31 protein-coding genes, 1 tRNA gene and 1 other annotated feature are annotated in these 25,716 nt (G+C 48.3%); of the genes, 26 read left to right on the forward strand and 6 right to left on the reverse strand.

From position 1 onward, the window contains the following. Window positions 1–12 precede the first annotated feature (12 nt). Entirely contained in the window at window positions 13–552 is a 540-nt protein-coding gene (locus tag FFM82_RS05215) for a dUTP diphosphatase (protein WP_137644814.1), read from the forward strand. A 33-nt stretch (window positions 553–585) separates the two neighbouring features. Here the strand turns inward: FFM82_RS05215 and FFM82_RS05220 are convergent, their stop codons facing one another. After that, entirely contained in the window at window positions 586–936 is a 351-nt protein-coding gene (locus tag FFM82_RS05220; protein ID WP_137644815.1) for a hypothetical protein, read from the reverse strand. 339 nt (window positions 937–1,275) lie between these two features. On the opposite strand from FFM82_RS05220, the gene FFM82_RS05225 reads away from it, so the two are divergent. Then, window positions 1,276–2,352 (forward strand): BspA family leucine-rich repeat surface protein, encoded by a 1,077-nt coding sequence (locus FFM82_RS05225; RefSeq protein ID WP_170178220.1) that lies wholly within the window; start codon window positions 1,276–1,278, stop codon window positions 2,350–2,352. A gap of 123 nt (window positions 2,353–2,475) precedes the next feature. Beyond that, window positions 2,476–4,830: a BspA family leucine-rich repeat surface protein gene (locus tag FFM82_RS13860; RefSeq protein WP_137644817.1), complete on the forward strand. Its 2,355-nt coding sequence runs from the start codon at window positions 2,476–2,478 to the stop codon at window positions 4,828–4,830. A 1-nt stretch (window position 4,831) separates the two neighbouring features. Here the strand turns inward: FFM82_RS13860 and FFM82_RS05235 are convergent, their stop codons facing one another. Both FFM82_RS05235 and FFM82_RS05240 read right to left on the reverse strand, forming a co-directional pair. Then, window positions 4,832–5,392: a hypothetical protein gene (locus FFM82_RS05235; RefSeq protein WP_137644818.1), complete on the reverse strand. Its 561-nt coding sequence runs from the start codon at window positions 5,390–5,392 to the stop codon at window positions 4,832–4,834. A gap of 558 nt (window positions 5,393–5,950) precedes the next feature. Further along, window positions 5,951–6,024: transfer RNA gene (locus FFM82_RS05240), tRNA-Arg, on the reverse strand. Between the two features lie 258 nt (window positions 6,025–6,282). Here FFM82_RS05240 and FFM82_RS13865 point away from each other — a divergent pair. Further along, window positions 6,283–6,408 (forward strand): hypothetical protein, encoded by a 126-nt coding sequence (locus FFM82_RS13865; RefSeq protein WP_263854480.1) that lies wholly within the window; start codon window positions 6,283–6,285, stop codon window positions 6,406–6,408. Between the two features lie 88 nt (window positions 6,409–6,496). Here FFM82_RS13865 and FFM82_RS05245 read toward each other — a convergent pair whose 3' ends face one another. Next, a complete protein-coding gene (locus FFM82_RS05245) occupies window positions 6,497–6,652 on the reverse strand; it encodes a hypothetical protein (protein WP_137644819.1) in 156 nt (51 codons plus the stop codon). Between the two features lie 280 nt (window positions 6,653–6,932). On the opposite strand from FFM82_RS05245, the gene FFM82_RS05250 reads away from it, so the two are divergent. The 15 genes from FFM82_RS05250 to recN all read left to right on the forward strand — a co-directional run bounded on the left by FFM82_RS05250 (window position 6,933) and on the right by recN (window position 18,055). Then, window positions 6,933–7,562 (forward strand): TetR/AcrR family transcriptional regulator, encoded by a 630-nt coding sequence (locus FFM82_RS05250; protein ID WP_137644820.1) that lies wholly within the window; start codon window positions 6,933–6,935, stop codon window positions 7,560–7,562. Between the two features lie 61 nt (window positions 7,563–7,623). After that, window positions 7,624–7,699, forward strand: a sequence feature (ribosomal protein L21 leader region). Between the two features lie 22 nt (window positions 7,700–7,721). After that, complete coding sequence (rplU, locus tag FFM82_RS05255) at window positions 7,722–8,030, forward strand: 50S ribosomal protein L21 (protein WP_137644821.1); 309 nt, start codon at window positions 7,722–7,724, stop codon at window positions 8,028–8,030. A gap of 21 nt (window positions 8,031–8,051) precedes the next feature. Beyond that, the gene (locus FFM82_RS05260) at window positions 8,052–8,387 is read left to right on the forward strand and encodes a ribosomal-processing cysteine protease Prp (protein WP_137644822.1); all 336 of its coding nucleotides are present in this window, start codon (window positions 8,052–8,054) and stop codon (window positions 8,385–8,387) included. 24 nt (window positions 8,388–8,411) lie between these two features. Further along, on the forward strand, window positions 8,412–8,690 hold the full coding sequence (gene rpmA, locus FFM82_RS05265) for a 50S ribosomal protein L27 (protein WP_137644823.1): 279 nt from the start codon (window positions 8,412–8,414) through the stop codon (window positions 8,688–8,690). Window positions 8,691–8,816: 126 nt separating this feature from the next. After that, window positions 8,817–9,881, forward strand: coding sequence for a M24 family metallopeptidase (locus tag FFM82_RS05270; protein WP_137644824.1), 1,065 nt, complete (start codon window positions 8,817–8,819; stop codon window positions 9,879–9,881). Between the two features lie 68 nt (window positions 9,882–9,949). Continuing rightward, window positions 9,950–10,507 carry an elongation factor P gene (efp, locus tag FFM82_RS05275; RefSeq protein ID WP_137644825.1) on the forward strand — a complete coding sequence of 186 codons (558 nt, stop codon included), beginning with the start codon at window positions 9,950–9,952 and terminating at the stop codon, window positions 10,505–10,507. A 45-nt stretch (window positions 10,508–10,552) separates the two neighbouring features. Continuing rightward, window positions 10,553–11,011 (forward strand): Asp23/Gls24 family envelope stress response protein, encoded by a 459-nt coding sequence (locus FFM82_RS05280; RefSeq protein ID WP_137644826.1) that lies wholly within the window; start codon window positions 10,553–10,555, stop codon window positions 11,009–11,011. Continuing rightward, window positions 11,008–11,427, forward strand: a complete 420-nt coding sequence (gene nusB / locus FFM82_RS05285) for a transcription antitermination factor NusB (protein WP_137644827.1) — start codon at window positions 11,008–11,010, stop codon at window positions 11,425–11,427. The genes FFM82_RS05280 and nusB overlap by 4 nt, the downstream gene beginning before the upstream one ends. Window positions 11,428–11,572: 145 nt before the next feature. Next, window positions 11,573–12,430, forward strand: a complete 858-nt coding sequence (locus FFM82_RS05290) for a bifunctional 5,10-methylenetetrahydrofolate dehydrogenase/5,10-methenyltetrahydrofolate cyclohydrolase (RefSeq protein ID WP_137644895.1) — start codon at window positions 11,573–11,575, stop codon at window positions 12,428–12,430. Further along, window positions 12,427–13,779 carry an exodeoxyribonuclease VII large subunit gene (xseA, locus tag FFM82_RS05295; RefSeq protein ID WP_137644828.1) on the forward strand — a complete coding sequence of 451 codons (1,353 nt, stop codon included), beginning with the start codon at window positions 12,427–12,429 and terminating at the stop codon, window positions 13,777–13,779. Before FFM82_RS05290 ends, xseA begins: the two co-directional genes overlap by 4 nt. After that, the gene (locus FFM82_RS05300; protein ID WP_137644829.1) at window positions 13,772–14,011 is read left to right on the forward strand and encodes an exodeoxyribonuclease VII small subunit; all 240 of its coding nucleotides are present in this window, start codon (window positions 13,772–13,774) and stop codon (window positions 14,009–14,011) included. The genes xseA and FFM82_RS05300 overlap by 8 nt, the downstream gene beginning before the upstream one ends. Then, entirely contained in the window at window positions 14,004–14,894 is an 891-nt protein-coding gene (locus FFM82_RS05305) for a polyprenyl synthetase family protein (protein ID WP_137644830.1), read from the forward strand. The genes FFM82_RS05300 and FFM82_RS05305 overlap by 8 nt, the downstream gene beginning before the upstream one ends. 14 nt (window positions 14,895–14,908) lie before the next feature. Continuing rightward, window positions 14,909–15,724 (forward strand): TlyA family RNA methyltransferase, encoded by an 816-nt coding sequence (locus FFM82_RS05310; protein ID WP_137644831.1) that lies wholly within the window; start codon window positions 14,909–14,911, stop codon window positions 15,722–15,724. Between the two features lie 87 nt (window positions 15,725–15,811). Continuing rightward, window positions 15,812–16,270 (forward strand): arginine repressor, encoded by a 459-nt coding sequence (locus tag FFM82_RS05315; protein ID WP_137644832.1) that lies wholly within the window; start codon window positions 15,812–15,814, stop codon window positions 16,268–16,270. Window positions 16,271–16,351: 81 nt separating this feature from the next. Further along, a complete protein-coding gene (gene recN / locus FFM82_RS05320; protein ID WP_137644833.1) occupies window positions 16,352–18,055 on the forward strand; it encodes a DNA repair protein RecN in 1,704 nt (567 codons plus the stop codon). Window positions 18,056–18,458: 403 nt separating this feature from the next. Here recN and FFM82_RS05325 read toward each other — a convergent pair. After that, window positions 18,459–19,234 (reverse strand): IS5-like element ISLpl3 family transposase gene (locus FFM82_RS05325; protein WP_137644834.1). Its coding sequence is split into 2 segments (ribosomal slippage): window positions 18,459–18,910 and window positions 18,910–19,234, totalling 777 coding nucleotides; the frame shifts between segments, so codons are not numbered across the junction. A gap of 107 nt (window positions 19,235–19,341) precedes the next feature. On the opposite strand from FFM82_RS05325, the gene FFM82_RS05330 reads away from it, so the two are divergent. The 4 genes from FFM82_RS05330 to FFM82_RS05345 are packed head-to-tail and all read left to right on the forward strand — an operon-like array spanning window position 19,342 to window position 22,761. After that, entirely contained in the window at window positions 19,342–20,532 is a 1,191-nt protein-coding gene (locus FFM82_RS05330) for a betaine/proline/choline family ABC transporter ATP-binding protein (protein ID WP_174795686.1), read from the forward strand. After that, window positions 20,529–21,158 carry an ABC transporter permease gene (locus tag FFM82_RS05335; protein WP_137644836.1) on the forward strand — a complete coding sequence of 210 codons (630 nt, stop codon included), beginning with the start codon at window positions 20,529–20,531 and terminating at the stop codon, window positions 21,156–21,158. Before FFM82_RS05330 ends, FFM82_RS05335 begins: the two co-directional genes overlap by 4 nt. Window positions 21,159–21,172: 14 nt before the next feature. After that, on the forward strand, window positions 21,173–22,108 hold the full coding sequence (locus tag FFM82_RS05340) for an osmoprotectant ABC transporter substrate-binding protein (RefSeq protein ID WP_137644837.1): 936 nt from the start codon (window positions 21,173–21,175) through the stop codon (window positions 22,106–22,108). After that, window positions 22,108–22,761: an ABC transporter permease gene (locus FFM82_RS05345; protein WP_137644838.1), complete on the forward strand. Its 654-nt coding sequence runs from the start codon at window positions 22,108–22,110 to the stop codon at window positions 22,759–22,761. The genes FFM82_RS05340 and FFM82_RS05345 overlap by 1 nt, the downstream gene beginning before the upstream one ends. 167 nt (window positions 22,762–22,928) lie before the next feature. Here the strand turns inward: FFM82_RS05345 and FFM82_RS05350 are convergent, their stop codons facing one another. After that, window positions 22,929–23,270 (reverse strand): hypothetical protein, encoded by a 342-nt coding sequence (locus tag FFM82_RS05350; protein ID WP_174795685.1) that lies wholly within the window; start codon window positions 23,268–23,270, stop codon window positions 22,929–22,931. A 189-nt stretch (window positions 23,271–23,459) separates the two neighbouring features. Here FFM82_RS05350 and gmk point away from each other — a divergent pair, with 189 nt between their 5' ends. From gmk to coaBC, 3 genes are all read left to right on the forward strand, one after another. After that, the gene (gene gmk, locus FFM82_RS05355; protein ID WP_137644840.1) at window positions 23,460–24,080 is read left to right on the forward strand and encodes a guanylate kinase; all 621 of its coding nucleotides are present in this window, start codon (window positions 23,460–23,462) and stop codon (window positions 24,078–24,080) included. Further along, window positions 24,077–24,289: a DNA-directed RNA polymerase subunit omega gene (rpoZ, locus tag FFM82_RS05360; protein ID WP_137644841.1), complete on the forward strand. Its 213-nt coding sequence runs from the start codon at window positions 24,077–24,079 to the stop codon at window positions 24,287–24,289. Before gmk ends, rpoZ begins: the two co-directional genes overlap by 4 nt. A gap of 193 nt (window positions 24,290–24,482) precedes the next feature. Continuing rightward, the gene (gene coaBC / locus FFM82_RS05365; RefSeq protein ID WP_137644842.1) at window positions 24,483–25,706 is read left to right on the forward strand and encodes a bifunctional phosphopantothenoylcysteine decarboxylase/phosphopantothenate--cysteine ligase CoaBC; all 1,224 of its coding nucleotides are present in this window, start codon (window positions 24,483–24,485) and stop codon (window positions 25,704–25,706) included. The last annotated feature ends 10 nt before the right edge of the window (window positions 25,707–25,716 follow it).

Consider the following 25,716-nt stretch of genomic DNA (forward strand, 5'->3'; position numbering starts at 1 on the left):
TAGGGGATTAGGATGTTAGACTTAACGACTTTACTACAACAATCCATCCGGTTGGACCGGGACATTACGGCTCACCAACAGATTCATTGGAAGCCGGCCGACCGGCTCCAAAACGCGATGGTGGCGTTGGACGTAGAATTAGCTGAAATGGCCAATACGGCCGAATGGTTTAAAGTTTGGAAGGTTCATAAGGGGAAGGCTGACGCGGGTAAGACCAAGCGTGAAACGTTACTGAACGAATACGTTGACGCGATGGACTTTTTCTTCCTGTTAGCTGCAATTCAGCAGTGGACCCACTTGGTACCACTAACTACTGACGACCTGACAAAGTTGGCCGAACAACGGTCGACGGATTTGAATAAGCAATATTTAGCCATTAAGCACCTGTTATACGATGCCTACTTTAATCACCGCCAAGTGAGCTACCAACACGCTTGGCACGTGTTTCTGAAATTAGGGTTAGTGGAATTTGGGTTTACTCAAGATGAGATTCAAACGGCCTTTACGGCTAAGAACCAAGTTAATGAACAGCGACAAGCTGATAATTACTAACAAAAAAATCTGCCAAACGGCAGATTTTTTTGTTTATTCGGTAGTTGAATCGTTATTGAGCAAGGTGGCGTCGTTATCTGGATCATCCGCAATCAACTGGTTGACTAAGTCAATTAGCGGCTGACGCTGATCCAAGTCGTCGTCACATTCGAAAAAGGCGCCAAGTTCCTCGGCCACCAACTGCGGATCGGCGTCCATGTAACGGTAATCGTAACTATTAATTGTGTAGTGCAAATGGTCCGGCATGTGGGCAATCACGCACCCGGTCGCCGATTTTCCCTTAGTGGCCTTATCGGTAAATTCCACGGATAAGTTGTAGGGGGCGTCGGTCGAGCGGTCCTTAATGGCGTGGGCAATGTTTCCGGCAATTGCTTCAAGTTTCATGTTTTCACCTCGTGGTCTATTATAGCGAGTTTGCGGGTGGTTGACTAGCTGGGAAAGCAGCGCGCTCGTTCTTAATAATTTAAAACCTGAATTAATGGTTAACAGTGGTCAACAGTGCTATATTGTGAATGAGTTTAATAATATCTGGAGAAAGGTCGCGTTTGGGACATGCAAAAGCGAAGGGTTAAGTTACGTACAATACCGGAGTCGTCTCATTTTTTGTACAATACAGGTAAAACACTGTTAATGTTAGGTTTAGGAAGTTCAATAGTTGTACTTGAACACCAGGTAGGAGCGGATGCTGCAGAAATAAAAACTGTGACTTCGGCATCACCGGCAATGGTAAGTCCAGCAAGTGCGGTTCAAACTGCTCGTTCTCAGGTGTTGAGAACGAGTCAAGGTTCGGTTGAGCCGTCGGTGGCACCAACAGTTGGGGCTGAAGCGCAGTCGGCTGATTCGGCATTGAGTGTCGAGAAAGCTAAAATGAACGCCAAGTCAACTGGCCAACTCAGCTCGCAACTGACTAAGGTGGCACAAAATTCGGCACAATCAGCAGCTCAACCGGCAACCGAGTCACAAGCGGCAATAATTGAACCGACCACTGCAAAAGCTAAGACTGCTAGTCCTCAGGCACAAACGAGTGCGGGGACCAAACCTGAAGCAACGGTTGCGGAAAGTAGCGTAACCGGTACTTCAAAGGTTGCAATTGATCGACAGACAGTGCAAGTGCCAGAAAAACGAGTAGTGCCGGAACCACAGCCAAATGTGGATTTAATTTACCATGGTTTGGTTGCCCAGTTTGATAAGCAAACTGGGCGGTTAACGTTGCACGGTGGTGAGCCAAAGCGGTCTGATACCACTGAGATGCTAAGCGGGGCGGATTTTGACTTGAGCCAGGTACGTGATGTCGTGGTTGATGGTATGGTGAAGGTTGCGGATGATTATGGTCGGGGGTTGTTTGAAAATCTAACGAACATGCGGACCTTGTCCGGTTTAGATAAGGTGGATGTACGGACCGCCGTTAACTTTGATGGGATGTTTAAAAATGACCAAGCCATCACCGAACTTGATTTGAGTCACTGGGATATGCGCCAAGCACGTTCGGCCACGAGCATGTTTGAGAATACCCGGTCACTGCGTAAAATGACGTTTGCCTTCAAGAGTCCCGATTTACGTACCGTGGACCGTATGTTTTTTAACATGGATGCGGACGTTACGGTAGCGGATAGTGCGGTGACGGTTAAAAACTGGGATGCCTACGGGATTCAAGCTTATGATCAACTTTTTAGAGGAGCTCACTTGCTAAGTGCGGATTTAGCAAACTTTGATTTTTCGGGGGGCACTAAGGCAACCGGGGTATTTCAGGACGTTTCACTTCAAAGGTTAGATTTGAGCAATAGTCGTTTGTCCCGGTAAGTCGCGTTAACGGACTGGTTAGCCGGAAGCCGGGTTCACGATTTACTGCTCAATGGGTGGACGGTTCAATCAGGGCAAAAAGCGGACCTATTATTTGATCAGACGGTTGTGGATCACTTGGAAATGAAAGACTGGTTGCTAAATTATCTAACAAGTGAGCAACTGACCAGCCTGGCGGAGCGGATAACTGCAAGCGTTGCGGCTGACAATCAATCGGGAAGTATTGATTTAAGTGGTTGGCAAATCACGCCCGAATCGTCGGTACCTCCCTTGTTCCAAAAGGTAAAAGTCCACCAGCTGATCCTCGATGGTTGGGGAACGAACGGCTTACAAAGCTTAGCCAATTGGTTTAGTGGCGCGCAAATCGATCAGTTAGCGATGAACGATTGGAACTTACCGACACAGGGGCTTACTAATTTATTCGAAGCAGCTACGATTGGTACGCTTAATGCGCAACGCTGGTGGTTTAGTGCTAAGCCATATGAGGATGACGCGTTGACCGAGACGCACCAGTCGCTAAGCGGATTATTTCAAAACGCACAAATTAAAACACCGTTGGATTTAAGTAGTTGGCGCACCGCGAACGTGGTCGATTTGAGTGAATTGTTCCAAAACTTTAAAGGTGCTCCAACGGTTAACCTAAATGGCTGGGACGTTACACACGTTCACGACTTTGACGCTGCCTTTAAAAGTGCAGATTTTCAGACGTTAGATTTATCGACTTGGGATTTCGCTGGTGCACAAAGTACGCAGGAAATGCTACAGACGCCGGGATTAAACCAGTTTAGCGTGAACGAGTCGCTGCGATTTAAGGGTACTAATGACGAGGCTTCATACCTGAATACACCACCAGTGACGATTGATTATCCGGGGTACTGGCAAAACCAAGCCACCGGTGCAATCTACACCGCGGCCCAACTCGCTAACTTGTACATGCATGATCAGGGAATTAGCGCGACTTACCGATGGCTTTCGAACCAGACAGCACTTCAGGTGACGGACTTGACGTTGCACGTTGGTGCACACTATGATCCGCACCAATTAGTCAGCCAACTGGTTGGACCATTGGGTGACCCGTTGACCCCAACGCAAACGGGACTTGAGTTTGAGGGCGCGGTTGATTCACGCCAAGCGGGGCAGTATCCAGTCACCGTTAGTTATCAAGACCGATATGGTAAACGGGTGACGGCAACCGCTACCGTCCGGGTCATTGCAAATGATAGTCAAGCTATTTTAGCGGGGCGGAATATGACGGTGGTCGCCGGTCCCCGAGTCACCTTAGCACAAGTTGCAGATTTGTTAGATGCTCGTGATGATCAGGGCCGGGTGATTTCATTAACGGATGCTTTGGAGCAACAACGGCAATCCGTTGGCGCTTTGACCGTTAAATTAACTAATGAACTTGGTGAAACGTTGCCAACCCTTGATTTAGCTCATGCTGGGCATTATTTCTTGGCTTTTAGTTACTTGACCAATAATTATGATTTGCTGACGCATACGAGTGAGTTAACGTTATTAGCGACCCGGGCAGCCGTCCATGTTGCTCCGGTTACCGTAATTCAGTACCACGTACCAACGGTTGACTGGCAAACGGGCGTTCAATTAGTTGACGCAAATGGTCAAACGGTTAACGAACCGTTGAAGGTACTTGCGGTCGACTGGTTGAACGGACCGGTTGATCCTAAACACGCCGGACGGTCCCAGTTGACGTTAACGTATACCGACCTTGCAGGTAACGTTGTGACGGGGCAAGCTTGGATGACGGTAGTGGCAAGCCAGGCCCAGCTAGCAGTTAAGGTACCCGCACCAATCGTAGTGGGAACGCTTAACAATTTCGACCCAACAACGGTTTTTGATTGGGCGGTCGACGAAGCCGGACAATTGATACCGGCCACACAAGTCCACTTTACCGATAACGTTGACCCCAATCGGGTCGGACAATATGCCGTGCGGGTACGCTATTCTGGGCCGTACGGGACCGAGTTGGCGCAGACGGTGTCGGTCCAGGTCGTTGCTGCGCCGGCCCCCGTTGATCCCAAACCGGGCAACCCGGCGCCAGTCACGCCGGAACCGGTTAATCCCGAACCAGGTAACCCGGCGCCAGTCACGCCGGCCCCCGTTGATCCCGAGCCAGGCAACCCGGCGCCGGTCACGCCGGAACCGGTCAATCCTAAACCAGTCAAGCCTGTGCCAGATATGGCAAAGCCGATTGAACCGCAACCTAACTGTCCGCAGCTAGTTGTATCAAAGTCTAATAATCAAAAGCAGCAATCAGCGAGTCGACAAGCCGATTCTTGGCCAAACTTAGTCACTGAAGTTAAGGGTGTCGGTCAACCAGAACGGCCAGTGTCGACCGGTGATTCTCAGCGGCTTCCGCAAACGGGGGAACTAAGTTCAAAAGGCAAACCTGCTGGCGTAATTTTACTGGCGTTAATGAGTTTTCTTGTCCTAGTAACCGGCCGGCGACCGCGGAATTAAGTCACTTTTGAATGGTCTTGGATTCAATTAAGGATTGAAATCGGTCGTCATGGTTAAAGTGATAAGTGACGGTGTGACCGTTAATGGTTACAGTCCAATCCTGAAAAGTGACTTGTCCGGCTGTCACGGTGTACGGAATCCGCCGGTGGTTATTTGCAATGATCAGGTGAGTTGCTGTAATTTGATAGGTCGTGCCCCAGGCTTGGTTGGTCGCCATACTACCGGTTTCACGGATAGTACTGGCATCTTTGAAGTAAAGGTATTGACCGCCATCGTGGACGGTATTAACGGGTGCCCGGCCGGCGTCCATAGCCTGTCCCACGTCTTCGCCATCGAACTTAACCGGAAAAATTGAGAAGCTTTTACCGATTAAATATTTTTGGATAGTTTGGCGGGTTGTACTGTTTGTCTGACTAGTCGAAGTCGAAGGTAACTTGGTATGTTGGTTGCTTTTGGTGCTTTGAGGTTTAATGGGTGCTGATTTTGGTGAACTGGAACAGGCGGTCAGTGGCAGACTAACTAGGCTAATAATGATTACTATTAAAACGTGACGGGTGCGCATGGTGAAAACCTCCTAAAATGATTTGTTTTAAATGAATGGCCTTACTGATTCAAGATTAATTTTACAACATCGGTAGTGATCTCGGTCGGCCGATTTCTACGGCATTATCGGCGCAATAAACGTGCACATTTAGTATGAACTATGTTTTTTAGAGTGAACCAAAAATAAGATTCCTTGTTAAACCAACGTTTACAAGGAATCTTATTTTTAATAAAGACGAATATCGTGTAATATATCTTGTTTGGAAGTAATCTCAAAACGTATCGGAAATCCAGTGCATTTTTAATTTTGGTAAAAATGTCAGTTTGCGGCATACCGCGGGTGGAAAACAATCTAAGCGTAATCATTTCTTCTATATGTGCATGATTTAATAGAAGCTCATTTAATGTATACGAAAACAAACGATAATTCACTGTCAAGCTTCTCCGTGGGACAAATCGGGACAAATTATTTCGTCACCCCGTCTAGTTTTGTCGAGAACTAAAAATAGAGAATCCCGCTAAATCAACGTTTAACGGGATTCTCTATTTTTAAAACTGTAACTGTGAAATTCTAATATGTCACCTGTGAGACTCGAACTCACAACCCTCCGCTTAGAAGGCGGATGCTCTATCCGGTTGAGCCAAGGTGACAACAACAGGATTTATTATAGATAAGAACGTTGAAGGTGTCAATTCTTATTTAAGTTTTTAACGGCGCCGGTACGCGCTTGCAATCGATAAAAAAGTTGGTCAAGGGGGTCGTTGAACGGTGACTTGGATGATTAAATGGTTGTCATAGTTTAAGAAAGTTTAAAGAAGAGTGTAGAAATTGTTAAACCTAGACTTTTAACTTGAAATATTCCTGTAACAAAACGATAATAAAAATGTAACAGGGAAGGAGAATCAGTTATGGGTCCAGTTTTAGCTATTATCGGTATTTTGACCATCGCAGGCGGTATTCAATATTATTCAAACATGGTTGCAAAAGAAAATGCAGCAAGCAAGCATTTCACTGCTTCCCGTAATGACCGTTAGCCTGCGGGCGATTCATCCGACATGCACACAGTGCCAATACAATCAATCAAAAAAAGAACTGATCACTAATGATCAGTTCTTTTTTTGATTACTTAATTTTTGGGGCTTTTTCAATGGTTTCAGTCTTACCGGCAGCCCAACGTTGGATAGCAGCGATTTGCTTTTCGCGACGAATGCGCTTTTGCTTACCAGCAACTGGCCGACGTGATGCCCAAGTGTTATATGGTTTTGCAACAACAGTCATAAGAGTATGTCCCTCCTTTGATTAGTCCAATAACGACTATATTAAAACAAGTATAGTGTCAATTGCAACCGAATTTTACGGAAAAGCAGGCTTTCCCTGAAAAAATTGCACTCCCATTATAACCAACTTGTCAATTAAATGTCAAGGAGTTATCCTTTACAGAGTGTGGCGAAATTCAAATCATTTTAGACGTTCATTTTAAAAATGTCTGGCAAATACAAACAATTAGACACCCATAGCGGATAATGCTATATTACTTTTAGAAAGTAGGGAACTAATTATGAGTCATGATATCGATCCGCGCGTGGATAAGACGCGGCGGCGGTTACGCCGAGCACTAATTACATTACTACAAACTGAAACGGTTGAAAATATTTCCGTTCAAAAATTGACCAGTACCGCATCGGTGACTCGTGGCACGTTTTACCTCCATTATAAGGACAAACCTGCGTTTATCGATCAGGCGCTGGAAGACCTGGTCACGGAGCTATTTGACGCGGCCATCGTTACGGTGGGAATTGGCGACGTGATGACCAATCCGGCGGCCCCGTTACGGCGGGTGCAAGTCCTCTCGCTGTCGCGGGCGTTAGGTTACATTGATGCTCACGCTGAAGCGTTCCAGACGTTACTGTTGGACCAGCGCCAACTCGCCGTTAGCCAGCGAATCAACCGTCAGCTAACGAGTTGGATGCAGCGGTTTTACCGGGACTTTCAAGATCAGTTTGCGGACCTCGAGGTGCCGATCAACGTTCAAATCGCTTACTACGTCTCCGCCACGGTGGGCTTGATCACCGACTGGTTGGCCAATGATATGATCTATACGCCGCATTATTTAACGAAATGCATTAAAAAGCTCCATCATTTAATGACAACGCGCAGTATTAGTTTTACGGACTTTTTTGTTCAATAAAACTAAAGCTTGACGACTAGGCAAAAATTTGATAGTATTTTCCTGTTGTATTTGTGGACTTCTACAGCTACAACCGCACGGGGTGAGTTTTAAGTTCAGCTTGACTGACGCTTAACTCGGCGAGTCTAAGTGATTCATAATTTAAGGAGGTGCACAAACGTGTACGCAATTATTGTAACTGGTGGCAAACAATATAAAGTTGAAGCAGGCCAAGCTATCTACGTTGAAAAGCTTGACGCCGCAGCCGGCGACAAGGTAACTTTTGATCAAGTTGTCTTTGTTGGTGGCGACTCAACCAAGATTGGTACCCCTACTGTTGATGGTGCGACGGTTGAAGGTACTGTTGAAAAGCAGGGCCGTGACCGTAAAGTGGTTACTTTCAAGTACAAGGCCAAGAAGGGTCAACATACTAAGAAGGGTCATCGCCAACCATATACCAAGGTAACGATCGACAAAATCAATGCATAATTAAGAAAGTAGGCATTGCTTATGATTCAGGCTACCATTTCTCGTAATTCCGACGGTCAGGTGACCGCCTTTAAAATGACGGGACATGCTGATTCAGGTGCTTATGGACAAGACATCGTGTGTGCGGCGGTCTCGGTGTTAGCAATTAGTACGGTCAATGGGATCGAACAAGTTGCCCACCTAAAGCCCACGATTCAAAGTGATGAGACTAACGGGGGATTGTTGATTGCAGATTTTTCCAAACTTGATTTGGCGAATGAACAATTACAAACACTTTTAGCTAGTTTCACGCTCGGATTAAACGATGTGGCCGCGAATTATGGTGATTTTATCACGGTTCGCGAGCAAACACGATAACTACATTCGGAGGTGGACTTTACTATGTTAATGAACTTGCAATTTTTCAGTCACCATAAAGGTGGCGGTTCAACTACCAACGGTCGTAACTCAGCTGGTCGTCGTTTAGGCGCCAAGCGGGCTGATGGCCAAACGGTTAAGAATGGGAACATTCTTTATCGTCAACGTGGGACGCACATTTACCCAGGTGTCAATGTTGGTCGCGGTGGTGACGATACGTTATTTGCAAAGGCAGACGGTGTCGTTCGTTACGAACGCATGGGTCGCGACAAGCGCCAAGTTTCTGTTTACCCAGCAAAATAATTATGAAAGAGCCTCTGCGGGGGCTCTTTTTTTTCGGGAGGATGCCGGCTAACCATCAGTACAAACGTAACTAACCAGCTCAAAGTTTGGTATAATGGGACGTAAAGCATGGATGGGAGTGACTCGATGTCTAATCGAATTGCACGGTTACAGCAAACTTTCGAAGAATTGAAGATCGATGCATTTTTAGTTTCTAGCGAAGCCAATCTGCATTATTTAACGGGAATGGCGGACATGGCTGGCGACGGCTACTTGTTAGTCTTGGCCGATGACGCTTACCTGATTACCGATGCACGTTATCAGACGGCCTTTGCGGGTCAGTACGATGACGAGCACCTAGTCATCACCCGTGACTATTTAGGCGCGGTGTGTCAGTTGATTGCGACCACGCAAACGGGCGTCATGGGCTTTGAAGACGACCTGCCTTACGTGGCTTATAGCTATTTGGATGAGAATCTTGTCAGTGACTTAGTGGCGTTACCCACAGTGGTGGATACGTTGCGGATCACCAAGTCCGCGGATGAAATTGAAAAGCTGCGGGCGTCGGCTAAATTGGCCGATGCGGGCTTTCAATACGTAACGAGTATTGTGCGTCCGGGCATGCGTGAAATTGACGTTAGTAACTTGTTAGACGCCTACATGCGTAGCCACGGTGCCAGCAAGGCGTCGTTTACCACCATCGTGGTTGGCGGGGCCCGGGCGGCGTTGCCCCACGGAACGGCGTCAACGGCGTTACTGGAAGCTGGACAGATGGTCACGTTAGACTTCGGTTACTTTTTGGACGATTATACGTCCGACATGACCCGGACCTTTGCGTTGGGGGAACCGGACGCGAAGCTCAAGGCGGCTTACCAAGCCGTTTTAACGGCGCAACAATTGGTGGTTGACCAGGTGCACGCCGGGGCCAACAGTGCTGAAGTTGACGCGGTCGGTCGCGACTACCTGACTAAGGCGGGCTACGGCGAAGCCTTTAACCACGGGATGGGTCACGGTATTGGGCTTGCCATTCATGAAGCACCCTTAATTTCCAAAAATACGGCTAACCGGCTCGTTGCCAATAGTGTGGTGACCGTTGAACCCGGGGTTTACTTCCCAGGGCTTGGCGGTATGCGCATCGAGGATGACGTGCTGGTGACGGCAACCGGGCACGAACGGTTAACGAAAGCGACCCGCGACTTGCTGATTTTATAACCAAGACAGTTGTCAGGATGGCGCTGGCTTGTTATAGTAATAAAGATATCTTCTAGGAGGACAATAATATGATTTCGACTGCAGATTTTAAGAATGGGTTAACCATTGAAGTGGACAACGCAATTTGGCGCATCGTGGAATTCCAGCACGTTAAGCCTGGTAAGGGTGGCGCGTTTGTACGTTCTAAGTTAAAGAACTTACGGACTGGTGCCGTTCAAGACAAGACTTTCCGTGCCGGTGCGCGGATGGAACAAGCCCCAATCGATAAGAGTACGATGCAGTACCTTTACGAAGATGGCGGCAACTACGTCTTCATGAACACTGAAACTTACGAACAAATTGAAATTCCTGGCGAACAAATCGAAAACGAACTGAAGTTTTTGAAGGAAAACATGGAAGTTCAAGTAACGATGTACAACAACGAAGTGTTAGGCATTGATTTACCAAACACCGTTACCTTGGAAGTTAAGGAAACGGAACCGGGCATCAAGGGTGACACTGCTTCTGGTGGTTCAAAGCCAGCAACGTTGGAAACCGGTGCGATTATTCAAGTGCCATTCTTTGTTAAGGCCGGCGATAAGTTGATCGTTAACACGGTTGATAGCACTTACGTTTCACGCGCGTAATCGTTCGTACCAAACCGACAAACATGGAATTGGAGGAATGTCGACATGGCTGAAAGTAGCAACATTACGTTACAAAGTAAAGAACCCAGCTTAGGACAGATTCAAATTGCACCAGAAGTGCTTGAAATAATCGTGGGGATCGCGGTTAGCCAAATTGATGGCGTTAACCGGATGCGGGGCACGATTTCTTCCAGTGTCAATGAGTTGTTCGGTCGCAAGAAGAGTCTTGGTAAGGGTGTTAAGCTGACGATCGTTGACGATCAAATCAGTGTTGACGTATACGCTTACCTGAACTACGGGGTTTCCGTACCGAAAGTTGCGTTAGAAATTCAGGATAAGGTCAAACAACAAATCCTGTTCATGACCGATTTGGCGCTCAGCGAAGTGAACGTCCACATTACGGGCATTGTAACTGAAAAGACGGAAAGCGCCATTGACCCAAACAATTTGTTTGGTGACGACGACCCCGAAACCGATCAAAGTGAAGATGGTGAAGAATCTTGAGTTTAACGCGTCATGAAATTCGGGAAAAGGCGTTTCAAGCGTTATTTGCGTTGAACGCCAACCCCGAAGCTGATGAAAATCAGCTTTTTGAACAGTTACTCAACCCTGATGAGAACGCGGAAGTTGAGCTTCCAGCCTATCTCAGTACGTTAGTGACTGGTGTTCGTGAACACCAATCCGAATTAGACGCCCTGATTCAACCGTATTTAAGTCGGACGTGGTCGTTAGATCGACTCGCCAAAGCCGATTTAATTATTTTGAGAATCGCATTCTTCGAATTGAAGTTTGTCGACGACGTACCCGCTAAGGTCGCGGTCAACGAAGCAATTGAGTTGACCAAGGCTTTCAGTGATGACCGTTCACGGAAATTCGTTAGCGGTGTTCTGGGTAAGGCCGTTAAGGACCAAACGGTTTAGTCTAAAACCGAACAATTGGATGTTCAACCCGAAAAGTCTGGCATTTTGCCAGACTTTTTTTAATAAGTTATCATCTTCCTCGCTACTTATTAGTGGTCCGTCTATGCTAAAATGTAAGCAGACAAGAGAGGGAGTGTGGCACGTGTTGACAAAAATTATTGATGGTAAGGCGGTCGCCAAAAAGGTGAACGACCAAACGGCTGAGGCCGTTACTGAATTAGTTGCCCAGGGTGTGCAGCCCGGGATTGCTGTGATTATTGTTGGGGAAGACCCGGCTAGTCAAATTTATGTCCGTAATAAGAACCGTAAGGCACTCAAACTTGGGATGCATTCGGTTGTCCGGCAGTTGCCAGTAACGACCACGCAGGAAGAATTATTAGCAATTATCGCGGAATATAACGCAGATCGATCGATTCACGGTATTTTAGTTCAATCACCGTTGCCGAAGCAGATCAACGAACCGCTGATTACGCGGGCTATTGATCCGAAAAAGGACGTGGATGGTTTTCACCCCGAAAACGTGGGTAAGCTGATCACGAACTATCCGGGGCACTACCCGGTTGCGAATACGCCACGGGGCATTATGACGATGCTCAAGGAGTATAACGTTGAGCTAGCTGGTAAAACGGCGGTCGTCATTGGTCGCAGCACGATCGTTGGTAAACCCATGGCGGCGTTACTAACGAACGCAAACGCGACGGTAACGTTGGCCCACAGTCGGACCCGCCATTTAAAGGCGGTCGCCAAAACTGCGGATATTTTAGTGGTGGCGACCGGGATTACCCACTTGATCAACGGCGCGGACATTAAGCCCGGCGCAACGGTGATCGATGTTGGTATGGATCGCGATGAAAATGGCAAGTTGACCGGTGACGTGGACTTTGATTCGGCACAGGACGTGGCGGGCTTAATTACCCCGGTTCCCGGTGGCGTTGGTCCGATGACGATTGCGACTTTAATGCAAACGACGGTCGAACTTGCAAAATGGAGTGATGCTAAGTGAGTGACAGTCAACAATATTTGACAGTTTCCGCATTGACACAATATATCAAACGTAAATTTGAGGTTGATCCCTACCTAGGGACGGTGTACCTGACCGGCGAAATTTCGAACTACCGTTCCCGGCCGAACAGTCACCAGTACTTTAGCTTGAAAGATGACCGCGCTAAGATTTCGGCGATGATGTTTAAGTCGGCCTTTGCCAAGGTTAAATTTCAACCCGAAGAGGGCATGAAGGTCCTAGTGGTGGGCCGAATCGGTCTGTACGCGCCGAGTGGTCAGTATCAGATTTACGTTGAGCGCATGGAACCGGACGGGGTCGGTGCGCTCTACCAAGCGTATGAACAGTTAAAAAAGAAGTTAGCGGCTGAGGGCTTATTTAATGCGCCCAAAAAGCCGCTTCCGCGTTTTCCAAAACGGATCGCCGTCGTCACGAGTCGTAGCGGAGCCGTTATCCGTGATATTATCACGACGACCCGTCGTCGGTTCCCGATTGCACAAATCGTTTTGTTCCCGGCGCAGGTCCAAGGTGACGCCGCGGCCCCAGAAATTGCTCGCCAAATTGAGCGTGCTAACCAAACCGGGAATTTTGACACGCTGATTATCGGGCGGGGTGGTGGTTCCATCGAAGACCTCTGGCCGTTCAATGAAGAAGTCGTTGCTCGTGCAATTGCCGCCAGTACGCTACCAGTCATTTCTTCAGTCGGTCACGAAACCGATACGACGATTGCGGACTTGGTGGCAGACGTGCGGGCCGCAACCCCTACCGCGGCGGCTGAATTAGCGGTTCCCGTTTATAATGAAGTTTTGGTACAATTGAAGCAGGATCAGACCCGAGTCTTAAACGGGTTTCAAAATCTTGTGCGCCGCGACCGCCAGCAACTGGATAAACTGCGACAGTCGTACGTCTTCACCCAGCCGACCCGCTTATACGAAGGTTATTTACAAAAGTTAGACTTTTTAAATGAACGTCTAAAACAGGCCGAAGTGGCCAACGTCAATCGGGCTAGCCAACAGGCGCAACGCTTGACGCAACGCTTGATGCAACGGAACCCGGTTCACCAGGTCCGTCAAGTTGAAACTCAGGTGACCAACTTGACCAGTCGCTTACAGCGGGGGACCAACTTAGTGATGCGGCAAAAACGGCAACGGTTGGCCCAAGTAGTTCAATCATTGGACCTACTTAGTCCACTTAAAATTATGGGCCGGGGTTACGCGTTCGTGACGGCTGAGCAGCAGGTGGTCCATTCAATCAAGCAGTTGCAGCCGCATCAGAACGTGGCCGTGCATTTGGCGGACGGTGAAGCGCAGGCAGAAATTATGAGTACCGACGGAGGCAAACAAAATGGCTGAACAACCAACATTTGAACAAAATTTAACCCAATTAGAAACCATCGTGAACCAACTTGAACAGGGGGACGTACCGTTGGAAAAAGCGTTAGACCAATTTCAACGCGGCGTGGCCCTGGGCAAGCAGCTGCAAAGCACCCTGGAAGGCGCTGAAAAGACGTTGACCAAGATGATGGATGAAAATGGTCACGAAGTTCCGTTTGAGCGCGATACGGGCGATGACCAAAATGAGTGAGACGTTACTAAAAAGCTTTGAAACGACCTGGGTACCACGGATTAACACCTACCTCGACGAGAACTTGCGGGATTGCAGTGACCGTGAAATTTTAACCGCTGCCATCCGCTACTCGGTGTTGGCGGGCGGCAAGCGATTGCGGCCGTTATTGACGCTAGCCGTCTTAACCAGCTTTGACCAGCCGGTGACCGCGGCTAATTTACGGGCCAGCGTGGCGTTAGAGCTGATGCACACGTACTCGTTGATTCACGATGACTTACCGGCAATGGACAACGACCGGCTGCGACGGGGTGAACCAACTAGTCACGTCAAGTTCGGTGAGGACATTGCCATTTTAGCGGGCGATGCCCTCCAACCATTGAGCTTTCAATGGCTGGCGGACAGTGGCTTACCCGCAACGATGGTGGCCCACTTGACGTTGGGCTTGGCACAGGCGAGCGGCCCACGCGGCATGGTAGCCGGCCAGGTTGCCGACGTGAAAAATACGGGCCATCAATTGGCGTTACCCGCGCTACGTCAGTTACACCGCGAAAAGACCGGGGCGCTGATTCATTACGCGGTAGCCGCGGGTGTCATTCAGGCGCAGGTCGCCGATCCGGTGGCTCACGAACTACTGGCGTTTGCGGATGCCTTTGGCTTAGCCTTTCAAATTTACGATGATATTTTAGACGTTACTAGTACGCCCGCTGAGTTAGGAAAAGCGACCCACAAGGATGCGGACGAGCAAAAAAACACTTATCCCGAGTTACTGGGATTGGCGGGGGCCAAAGCGGCTTTGAAAACGGCGCTGGCTACCGCGACTAGCGCACTACAACGGGCGTCAAAGGATAGTCAGCGTGATTTTGAACTACTGGCGTCATTTTTAACGTACTTCACAGATTAAAGGACTTAAAATTAATGGAAAAAGAACGAGTTGACGTATTATTAGTACAACAGGGGTTATTTGATACCCGTGAAAAAGCCAAGCGTGCCGTGATGGCCGGTGAAATTTTAGGCGTAAACGAAGAACGGCTGGATAAGCCGGGAATGAAAATTCCGGTGACAACTGAACTCCACTTAAAAGGTAAGCCGATGCCCTACGTTTCGCGTGGGGGACTTAAGTTAGAAAAGGCCCTAAAAAGTTTTGCCATCGATGTGAGTGGTCGCACCGTTTTAGACATTGGTTCTTCAACCGGTGGTTTTACCGACGTGATGCTCCAAAACGGCGCGACGTTAAGTTACGCGCTCGATGTGGGGAGTAATCAGCTCGTTTGGAAACTGCGTTCGGATCCACGGGTCGTCGTGATGGAACATACCAATTTTCGTTACAGTAAACCCGCCGATTTTCAACACGGCCAACCGAGTTTTGCGTCAATTGACGTGTCGTTTATTTCTTTGCACCTCATTTTACCGCCGCTCCACGCGATTTTAGCGGATGGCGGTGAAGTGGTGGCGCTAATTAAGCCACAGTTTGAAGCTGGCCGGGAAAACGTCGGTAAGCACGGAATCGTGCGTGACCCGGCGGTGCATACCGGGGTGCTGACGGATATCGTCAACTTTGCGACAACTGCTGGCTATAACGTCCTGGGGTTGGATTATTCACCAATCAAAGGTGGCGAAGGCAACATCGAATTCCTGATTCACCTGCAAGCAACGGCGGCAACCGCAACGGTTGCGCCGACCGTTTCCATCGAAGCAACGCAAAAAGCGGCGTACGAACAATTGAATAACTAACGGATTTCAAATCCAGTCTTTCATATTTATGCAAAATGGCTTATGATGTGTTTAAATAGATATGACTAAGACGCCGGGGGTGATCAGGTGAAAAAGCAGGAGCGCCAGCGCTACATTAAACGGTTATTGAGTACCAACGAAATTGAACGCCAAGAAGATTTTGTCCGCCTATTACAAGCGGAAGATATTGACGTGACCCAAGCGACGATTTCGCGCGATATTAAGGATATGCAGCTCGTTAAGGTGCCCTCAGCAACGGGTGGTTACCATTACAGTCTGCCAGTCCAAAAGCAAATGGATACCGAAAAGAAGCTGAAGCGAACGTTAAGGGATGCCTACGTTTCGTACGCCACTCAAGACAAGTTCGTACTGGTTAAAGTTTTACCTGGTAACGGCCCGGCACTAGCAACGTTAGTCGAAGCGATGCACTATGATGAGGTTTTTGGCACGATCAGTGATGACGCGACGGTCCTCATTATTTGTAAGTCGTTAGACCAGACGTTAGAGTTACAGCAAAAGATTCAACGCCTGTTAAGCGGTCACTAACTGAGTGACGATCGACCTGTTCACGTTTGTGTCAGGTCGCTTTTTTTAGCCAATTCTGAATTTAGGTTCGGGGGTTTTGCAGTGTTACAGGAATTATCAATTACAAACTTTGCGATTATTGAACATTTGGATATCGCTTTTGAAAACGGAATGACGGTCCTAACCGGTGAGACCGGGGCCGGGAAATCAATCATTATTGACGCCGTCGGGTTGTTAGCTGGTGGCCGCGGTTCGCAAGAATTTATTCGCACGGGCGCCGACAAGGCCGTTTTACAAGGGATGTTTATTTTACCGGCAGACGGGGTCACCGCGCAGTTACTCGATGATGCCGGGATCGATCACGCTGATAATACCGTGATTTTACAACGGGAAATTGCGAAGAGCGGTCGCAACACTTGCCGGATCAACGGTATGCTGGTCAATACGACGACGCTGAAGCACATCGGTGAGACCATCGTGGATATTCACGGTCAAAATGAGCACCAGGAGCTGATGCAGCCCGAAAAGCACCTCGGATTGCTGGACGAATTTGCGGCTGTCAAAATCCAGCGCCTGAAGAGCCGTTATCAGGCACAGTACCAGCGCTATCAGCAGTTGAGTGCCCAATTACGGAAAAAGAACGCCAACGAGAAGGAATGGGCACAACGGTTAGACATGCTTAACTTCCAAGTGGAAGAGATTTCTGCGGCTCAGGTTAAAGTCGGTGAAGAAGCTGAACTAGCGGCCGAGCGGGACCGCTTGGATAATTACCAGACGATCAACCAGGCCTTACAGCATAGTTATACGTTGTTGGCCGCCGGGGAAGAAACCACCGGTGCCGTTGACATGGTCGGCACTGCGATGAACGCGTTGGAGCCGATTGCCAACCTCGACCCGGCGTTTAACGAGATTACTATGAGCGTTAAAAACGCGTTTTACGGGCTTCAGGATGCGGCCGGTCAAATTTCTAACCAGCTCGACTTACAGGAATTCGATGAGGGCCGCCTCGATGAGATTGAGCAACGGCTGGACGTTTTAAGTCAATTGAAACGTAAATACGGTGACTCGGAGCAGCAAATTTTAGATTATTACCAAAAAATTAGTACCGAGTTAGCCAAGATGACCGATTCCGAGGAGAACAGCGAGGACCTATCCCAACGGGTCGCTGATCAAAAGGCGGCGTTGTTGAAAACCGGCGAGGCGCTTTCGGATAAGCGGCGGACCGCGGCAAAGTTATTGCAACGCCAGATCCACCAAGAACTGAAAGACCTCTACATGGATAAGGCGGTTTTTGAAGTCCGCTTTAAGCCGACGAACGGCCAGATTTATCAAAGCGGCCTGGACCGGGTCGAGTTTTATATTCAGACCAACCCGGGTGAAAAGATGCGTCCGCTGGCTAAAATTGCGTCTGGTGGGGAACTCTCACGGATGATGCTAGCGCTTAAAACCATCTTTTCCGAGTCGCAGGGCATTACGAGTATTATTTTTGACGAAGTTGATACGGGGGTCAGTGGCCGGGTCGCCCAGGCAATTGCCGAGAAAATCAACGGTATTGCGAAGTTTTCGCAGGTCCTCTGCATTACCCACTTACCACAAGTGGCGGCGATGAGTGATCACCACTACTTCATTGCCAAGAAAATTACCGGGAAGCGGACTAAGACGAGCGTCACGAAACTGACGGCGGACGACCGGGTCGGTGAATTAGCGCGGATGCTGGCGGGTACCAAAGTCACGAAGCTATCACGGGAACACGCCCAGGAATTATTACGCTTAGCGGCCGAAGAAAAGTCGGCGAGCAAATCATGATACGTTGAGAGTGTGCCAAAAGTCGGTTAGATGTGAGCATGAACGGCGTAAGACGAAAAATCCTGGGCTTGGATTGTTTGGCTTACGGGGTTAAGCGGAGCCAGCTGACTTTTGGCGCACGTTTTGGCTATCAATATTTGGAGACACACAAGGGGTTGTGACTAATGTTACAGCCTCTTTTTTGACCGGCAGATTTAGTCTAAATATTAACAGTTTGGATTAGTTTTTACTTAATTGAATTTAGTTGATTAGAATTGAATTAAAGCTATTGGGTCAGGGGTTGTAACCGATGTCACTGCCCCTAATTCTGGATTTACGTGACGTGTTGTTTGCAATTTGCTTTCATAGTAAGTTATGCTTAATAGGGCACAGTTTATTAAGTGAACTAGGGTCCGTCTGAAAACTACTTAAGTAAGATGCAAATTGAGGCAATGTAGACCGTAGCCAGATAAACGTGAGCAAGCTTATCATAACGCGTTGCAATCCTACGAAAGTTCTTCAACTGATTGAAGAAGTTCTCAATCAAATGGCGCTCACAATAAACGTGGTAATCACAGGCCCACTTGTGTTTGGTATTTTCCTTAGGCGGAATGGTATAGACGCCTGCTTTATCTTCAATATACTGGCGAAGTTTCGCGGTACCATAGGCTTTATCCGCAATAATATTTGATTGAGAAATATCGAAGCTTTCCAGTAACTCACTGGCAACTTGGCTATCATGTACTTGGCCACCCGTTAGGCGAAACCCCAGAGGATTCCCTAATCCGTCAACGAGTGCGTGAATCTTGGTTGTTCGGCCACCTCGGCTTAGTCCAATAGCTTGATTTTCGACCAAACATTCGGCGTTTTTTTTGCCCCAGTGGCTTTTTGATGTGCTCGAACGATCGTTGAATCCAAGCTCAAGTTTTCCATATCAGGGTCGTCAATCAATTCGAGGAAAACCTGTTCGAATAAGCCCGAACTTACCCAAGCTCGGAAGCGACTATACACCGTTTTCCAAGAGCCATAGCGTTCAGGTAGATCACGCCAAGGCGCCCCACTGCGCATGAGCCAGAGGATAGCGTTGAGGGCGGTACGGTTGTCTAGGCTTGATGGACGGCCAGTCCGGTATGGCGGGAAGTATCCTTTGATTCGGTCCCACTGAGCATCTTCCAGTTCGTATCGTTTAGGTGTTGTCATCGGAATGCCTCGATTCGTTTTTCCTCAGATTATACCTGAATTTTTAGTTTTCAGACAGTCCCTAGATAAGCTGAATTTAGATTGGAGTGATGAGTTTGTTTCTCACAATGGAGCATTTAAACAAGACGTATCCCGGTGGCAAGGTCGCCGTTGATGATTTTAACTTGAATATCGAGAAGGGTGAGTTTGTCTGCTTTATCGGAACGTCTGGTTCGGGGAAAACCACCACGATGCGGATGATTAACCGGATGCTTAGCCAAACGTCGGGGACCATTAAGTTAAATGGTGAAGATATTGGCAAAATGGATCCGGTTAAGTTACGCCGCAAAATTGGTTACGTGATCCAAAACATCGGCTTGATGCCGCACATGACGATCCGTGACAATATCACCTTGGTACCACGCTTACTGAAGTGGCCACAAGATAAGATGGACGAACGCGCCAAGGAAATGATTAAACTGGTTGAACTTCCCGAAGATTACTTGGACCGCTACCCGTCCCAGTTATCCGGTGGTCAACAGCAACGGATCGGGGTTGTGCGGGCACTGGCAGCCGACCAAGACTTAGTTTTAATGGACGAACCGTTCGGGGCCTTGGATCCGATTACCCGTGAATCGTTACAAGACTTAGTTAAGGATTTGCAGGAACGCCTCGGTAAGACCTTCGTATTCGTAACCCACGATATGGACGAAGCCCTAAAGCTTTCCACGAAGATCGTCATCATGGACGGCGGCGAGATTATGCAAGTTGCCACGCCGGATGATATTTTACGCCACCCGGCTAACGAATTCGTTGAGAACCTAATTGGGAAGGACCGCTTGATTCAAGCCCGGCCAAGTATTACGACCGTTGGCCAAGTCATGTTGAAAGACCCAATTTCGACCACCCCGGGTAAGTCCTTGACCGACGCGCTGCGGCTTATGCATGACAAGCGGGTTGATAGTCTGCTAGTGACCGATGAAGCCGGCATTTTAAAGGGTGTGATCGGCATTGAAGACGTGGACTATAACTTTAATTCCGCAACTAGTGTCAGTGACATCATGAAGAAGGATATTTTCTACGTTCAATCCAATTCGCTGATTCGTGACACCGTTGAACGTATTTTGAAGCGCGGTTTGAAGAACATTCCGGTCGTTGACGACCAACACCGCCTAGTCGGAATCGTAACGCGGGCCACGCTGGTGGACATTGTTTATGACGCACTTTGGGGCGATGAAGCGGAAGACGAAGCTTCGAACAATATTCATCACGAGGAGGACGCAGCGAAGACCAGCACTAAGGGCGGTGATCTTAAATGATGAGTTTCTTCCAAACTTACGGGGCGCAGTTGCTGCTTAAAACTTGGCAACACTTTTATATTTCCGCGTTTTCACTCTTTTTAGGGGTCATCGTGGCCGTCCCGCTTGGTATCTTGTTAACGCGGGTCAAACCGATCGCGAACGTGGTGATGTCAATTGCCAGTATGCTGCAAACCATTCCGGCGATGGCGTTATTAGCTTTAATGATTCCATTCTTTGGGATCGGGGCGATTCCAGCAATCATTGCGTTATTCATTTACTCCCTGTTACCAATTTTGCGGAACACTTATTTAGGAATGGAAGACGTTGAACCAGCCCTGATTGATGCTGCAAAAGGGATGGGAATGACTGGTTGGCAGTCAATTATTAAAGTGGAAGTACCCATGGCTGCACCGGTGATCATGTCCGGGGTGCGCTTGTCCGCAACTTACGTTATCGCGTGGGCGGCGCTAGCTTCCTACATCGGTGCCGGTGGCTTAGGGGACTTCATCTTTAACGGTTTAAATTTGTACCGGACCGACTTGATTTTAGGTGGTTCGATTCCAGTCATTATTTTGGCCCTCATCGTGGATTGGCTCCTAGGTAAACTGGAAGCCGCTGTCACCCCACGAACAACGCAAGCGTAAGGGGGATGTAAATAATGAAAAAATTCAAAAAATGGCTGTTAGGCCTATTAATGACCATTGTCAGCGGGACGTTACTTGCCGGTTGCGGGTTCCCAGGGTTATCCGGAACTTCTAGCGGCACGGTTCGGATTGCGGCCCAAAATACGACCGAACAACAAATCATGGCTTACGTGATTCAGGATATGATTCAGCACTATTCCAACATGAACACGACGATCATCAACAACTTGGGTTCCGGGACGGTTAGTTTTAACGCCCTGAAGAACGACCAGGCCGATATTTCTTCCATCCGCTTTACCGGGACCGACTACTCGACCATTATGGGTAAAAAGGTTGACCGGTCAAAGATCAAAGAAACCGACCAGGATGTCTACAAAGCCTTTAATGATGATTATGACATGACGTACTTCCCAACGTACGGCTTTGCCGACACCTACGCTTTTATGGTGACGAAGCAAACGGCGAAGAAGTATCACTTGAAGACCGTTAGTGATATGAAAAAGGTCGCACCGAAGTTAGCGGTCGGCTTGGATCAAACCTGGCTTGAACGGAAGGGTGACGGTTATACCGCCTTCCAAAAATTGTACGGTTATAAGTTCGGGAAAACTTATCCGATGCAAATTGGGTTAGTCTACGACGCCCTGGAATCGGGTAAGATGGACGCTATCTTAGGGTACTCAACCGATGGCCGGATTGGTAGTTACGACTTGACGCTATTGAAGGATGACAAGAACTTCTTCCCACCATATAACGCGAGTGCGGTTGCCAATAACAAAGCCTTAAAGGAACACCCGAAGTTGAAGTCGATTCTGAACCGCTTGAATGGCAAGATTAGCTTGAAGACGATGCAAAACTTGAACTATCAAGTGGATAATAACTTAGTTGAACCGGAAACGGTCGCTAAGCAGTTCCTTGAAAAACACAACTACTTTGAAGGGAGTGACAAGTAATGGCAAATATGAACTTGTTTGAACAACTCGTTTATTATTACCAACAAAACGGTGCTTACGTTTTGAGCCAATTTATGCGCCACTTCCTGGTGTCGATTTACGGGGTCATCTTTGCGGCAATCATCGGGATTCCGATTGGGATTTTTATCGCGCACCACACGAAACTTAGTAGCGTCGTCATTGCGATTGCTAACGTGATTCAAACCGTGCCGTCGCTTGCGATGTTATCGATCATCATGATCGGTTTGGGACTCGGTGTGAACACGGTTATCGTCACGGTCTTTCTGTACGCGTTACTACCAATTATTAAAAACACCTATACTGGGATGTTGAACGTGAGTGATGACATTCTGGATTCTGGTAAGGGGATGGGGATGACCCGCTGGCAGATTTTACGGATGGTGGAATTACCGCTGTCGCTGTCAGTGATTATGGCCGGTCTCCGGAACGCGCTAGTGTTAGCTATCGGGATCACCGCCATTGGGACCTTCGTTGGTGCCGGTGGTTTAGGGGATATCATTATTCGTGGGACGAACGCCACGAACGGTGGGGCAATCATCCTTGCCGGGGCGTTACCAACGGCCCTAATGGCAATTATTTCCGATACGGTGCTCGCCTGGATTGAAAAGCGGGCGGATCCGACCCAGAAATAACGGTAAATAAAAAGATTGATTTACAGGTCAACTGGTACTCATTCAGGGAAGTAACGAGTTGCTGTAACATCAATCTTTTTTGTTTGCGGTAAAAACACCGCTAAGAATATGCAAGGTGGTTATTCTCAGCAATTTCATCTTTTACCGCAAGTTGATTTAATTTTGTTTTAGTGTCCCTGGCGCTGGACGTAACGGACTTGGTCAGCGTCAATCAGATGGGTCAAGTGTTGCTGCCGGTTGATTAAAACGAGCTGACCGCTCGCCAGTACCTTAAGTACGCCGTGAACGTTATACGGGTGGTGCTCAGATAATTGGGGCTGCATTTGCAACATCAGTGCGTAGTGCCGTTCGAGGGCTTGCTGTAAAAACAGCGTCCGTTGCGCGGCTGGCATTACCGGTAGCAACGGCACCTCAGCGCTCGGGGCGGCAATGAAATCATCCATAAATTGGCGGTAGGTTGCGTGTAAATTTTTTGAAATGAGTTTTAAATTGGATTGTTGATTTTGCATGATAGCCACCTCGAACATTTGTTTGTGTCTACATTATACGAACAAGCGTTCTGAAATGCAAGCATTAAATTTAACAATCGGGTCATGCGAACTTCAAAATGGGAAGAATCGTTTGATAAAGCTTGCAATCAAGGGATAAAAAGTGCAAAATAAACTTTAAAACATATTTAATAAGGGGAATTTGTGATCATGGCGAAACAAGGCATGTTAATCGTCTTATCAGGTCCTTCGGGTGTCGGTAAGGGTACTGTCCGTAAGGAAATTTTTGATTCAGATGATAACGATTTTCAATATTCAGTCTCGATGACGACCCGGAAAATGCGTCCGGGCGAAGTTGATGGGAAGGACTATTATTTTGTCTCCAAAGATGAGTTCGAGGATGAAATTAAAAGCGGCGGCATGCTTGAATATGCCAAGTATGTTGACAACTACTACGGGACGCCCTTAAAATATATCAAGCAGTCGCTGGCCGCTGGTAAGGATGTTTTCCTTGAAATCGAAGTTAACGGTGCCATGCAGGTTCGCGAAAAGATGCCCGACGGCGTGTTTATCTTTTTGACACCCCCGGATTTAATGGAATTGAAGCACCGGATCATCGGTCGTGGCACTGACGACATGGCGGTCATTAATAAGCGGATGGCGAAGGCCGTCGGTGAAATCAAAATGATGCGCAACTATGATTACGCGGTGGTTAACGACGAAGTGCCGTTAGCTGCCGAACGAATCAAGACGATTATCCGGAGTGAACGGTACAGTGTTAAGCGGGTCATGCCCGAGTATGAAGAAATGTTAGGAGATGCGGAATCATGATCTTATATCCATCAGTTGATGATTTATTAAAGCAGGTTAATTCGCGGTACTCATTGATTATGTTGGCCAGCAAACGGGCCCACGAATTAGATGCCGGGGCCACCCCAATGTTGACCGACTATAAGTCCGTTAAAACGATTGGTCGGGCTTTGGAAGAAATTGCGGCCGGTGACTTAATGATCGACCCCGACGAAACCGACGAAAACTAAGTTGATTTGGAAGTGCCGTTGCGTGTGCGCGGTGCTTTTTTTTACCCATTTTTTGCCTATTTGGGTAAAACGGGGTTCGAACTACAACTTCACCTGAATTCTTGATACAATTATGATGGTGTTTGGTGTGGTTCAGTACATCTAAACGGACGATTAAATTCACCGGTAAACCGGTGACAAGGGACGTGAAACAGTGGATATTTGGAATGAACGCCACGTAACGGTCGTAGTTAGTGGCGGTATTGCCAGTTATAAGGCGTTATTAGTGATTCGACAGTTAATGAAGCGCGGGGCAACGGTGCGCGTGGCGATGACCGCCCACGCAACTGAATTTGTTACGCCGCTGACTTTTCAAACCTTGACCGGTCAGCCGGTCGTAGTGGATGAGTTTACGACCAGTGACCCGCACCACGTGGTTCACGTGGCGCTGGCGGACTGGACGGAGACGCTGGTGATGGTCCCGGCGACTGCCAACCTGATTGCTAAAGTGGCAAACGGACTGGCCGACGATGCGGCCACGACGACGATTTTAGCGACGACTGCCCCTAAATTTGTAATTCCGGCGATGAATTCGCACATGTACGCCAACCCGGCGACCCAGCGCAACCTTGACCAGTTAACGACGGACGGGCTTCACGTAATGGCCCCGGCGACCGGGTTATTAGCGGAAGGCTACGCTGGTCGCGGCCGGCTACCGGAACCCGCGGAAATCGTCGCGTGGTTAACGGATCAGTTGATTCAATTAACGCCCGCGTTACCGCTGAGCGGACAAAACGTGCTGGTGACCGCTGGTGGTACCCGCGAAGCCATTGATCCGGTCCGTTACATTTCCAACCGTTCATCTGGCAAGATGGGGTACGCGGTTGCCCAGGCAGCGCGTGAAATGGGCGCGACCGTCACCTTGATCAGTACGCCGACCCACTTGCCGGTGCCGGCTGGTGTCCAGATGGTCACGGTCAACTCAGCCGCTGAGTTATTGACTGCGGTCAGCGCGCGGTTTAGTACGACGGATTTATTGGTGATGGCTGCGGCCGTGTCGGACTACCGGCCGGTCAATGCCGCTGATGAAAAAATCAAGAAACCGGCCAATCATGCCAATTTAACGATTGAATTGACCGAAACGCCGGATATTTTAAAAACGTTAGCGCCCCAAAAAACGACCCAGTACGTTGTCGGCTTTGCCGCTGAGACCCAGCATTTATTAGCCAACGCTCAGCGGAAGTTGACCAGTAAAAAGGTCGACTTACTGGTCGCCAACGACGTTTCGAAAGCCGGGGTCGGCTTTAACGGTGATACGAATCAGGTGACGTTACTACGTCCGGGGCAGGACTCCGTGAAAACGCCGCTGCAATCAAAATTGGCGGTAGCGCGAACCATTTTAGAGACGGTGGTTGCAGACCAGGCGTGGCGTCACTAAGGCATTATCA

The organism is Lactiplantibacillus plajomi, assembly GCF_005405405.1.
Classification (GTDB): Bacteria; Bacillota; Bacilli; order Lactobacillales; family Lactobacillaceae; genus Lactiplantibacillus; species Lactiplantibacillus plajomi.

Coding starts and splice junctions, on each gene's coding strand:
- FFM82_RS05215 (WP_137644814.1), top strand. CDS start 13: ATGTTAGACTTAACGACTTTACTACAACAATCCATCCGGTTGGACCGG.
- FFM82_RS05220 (WP_137644815.1), bottom strand. CDS start 936: ATGAAACTTGAAGCAATTGCCGGAAACATTGCCCACGCCATTAAGGAC.
- FFM82_RS05225 (WP_170178220.1), top strand. CDS start 1,276: ATGGTAAGTCCAGCAAGTGCGGTTCAAACTGCTCGTTCTCAGGTGTTG.
- FFM82_RS13860 (WP_137644817.1), top strand. CDS start 2,476: ATGAAAGACTGGTTGCTAAATTATCTAACAAGTGAGCAACTGACCAGC.
- FFM82_RS05235 (WP_137644818.1), bottom strand. CDS start 5,392: ATGCGCACCCGTCACGTTTTAATAGTAATCATTATTAGCCTAGTTAGT.
- FFM82_RS13865 (WP_263854480.1), top strand. CDS start 6,283: ATGGGTCCAGTTTTAGCTATTATCGGTATTTTGACCATCGCAGGCGGT.
- FFM82_RS05245 (WP_137644819.1), bottom strand. CDS start 6,652: ATGACTGTTGTTGCAAAACCATATAACACTTGGGCATCACGTCGGCCA.
- FFM82_RS05250 (WP_137644820.1), top strand. CDS start 6,933: ATGAGTCATGATATCGATCCGCGCGTGGATAAGACGCGGCGGCGGTTA.
- FFM82_RS05260 (WP_137644822.1), top strand. CDS start 8,052: ATGATTCAGGCTACCATTTCTCGTAATTCCGACGGTCAGGTGACCGCC.
- rpmA (WP_137644823.1), top strand. CDS start 8,412: ATGTTAATGAACTTGCAATTTTTCAGTCACCATAAAGGTGGCGGTTCA.
- FFM82_RS05270 (WP_137644824.1), top strand. CDS start 8,817: ATGTCTAATCGAATTGCACGGTTACAGCAAACTTTCGAAGAATTGAAG.
- efp (WP_137644825.1), top strand. CDS start 9,950: ATGATTTCGACTGCAGATTTTAAGAATGGGTTAACCATTGAAGTGGAC.
- FFM82_RS05280 (WP_137644826.1), top strand. CDS start 10,553: ATGGCTGAAAGTAGCAACATTACGTTACAAAGTAAAGAACCCAGCTTA.
- FFM82_RS05300 (WP_137644829.1), top strand. CDS start 13,772: ATGGCTGAACAACCAACATTTGAACAAAATTTAACCCAATTAGAAACC.
- FFM82_RS05305 (WP_137644830.1), top strand. CDS start 14,004: ATGAGTGAGACGTTACTAAAAAGCTTTGAAACGACCTGGGTACCACGG.
- FFM82_RS05310 (WP_137644831.1), top strand. CDS start 14,909: ATGGAAAAAGAACGAGTTGACGTATTATTAGTACAACAGGGGTTATTT.
- FFM82_RS05330 (WP_174795686.1), top strand. CDS start 19,342: ATGGAGCATTTAAACAAGACGTATCCCGGTGGCAAGGTCGCCGTTGAT.
- FFM82_RS05335 (WP_137644836.1), top strand. CDS start 20,529: ATGATGAGTTTCTTCCAAACTTACGGGGCGCAGTTGCTGCTTAAAACT.
- FFM82_RS05340 (WP_137644837.1), top strand. CDS start 21,173: ATGAAAAAATTCAAAAAATGGCTGTTAGGCCTATTAATGACCATTGTC.
- FFM82_RS05345 (WP_137644838.1), top strand. CDS start 22,108: ATGGCAAATATGAACTTGTTTGAACAACTCGTTTATTATTACCAACAA.
- FFM82_RS05350 (WP_174795685.1), bottom strand. CDS start 23,270: ATGCAAAATCAACAATCCAATTTAAAACTCATTTCAAAAAATTTACAC.
- gmk (WP_137644840.1), top strand. CDS start 23,460: ATGGCGAAACAAGGCATGTTAATCGTCTTATCAGGTCCTTCGGGTGTC.
- rpoZ (WP_137644841.1), top strand. CDS start 24,077: ATGATCTTATATCCATCAGTTGATGATTTATTAAAGCAGGTTAATTCG.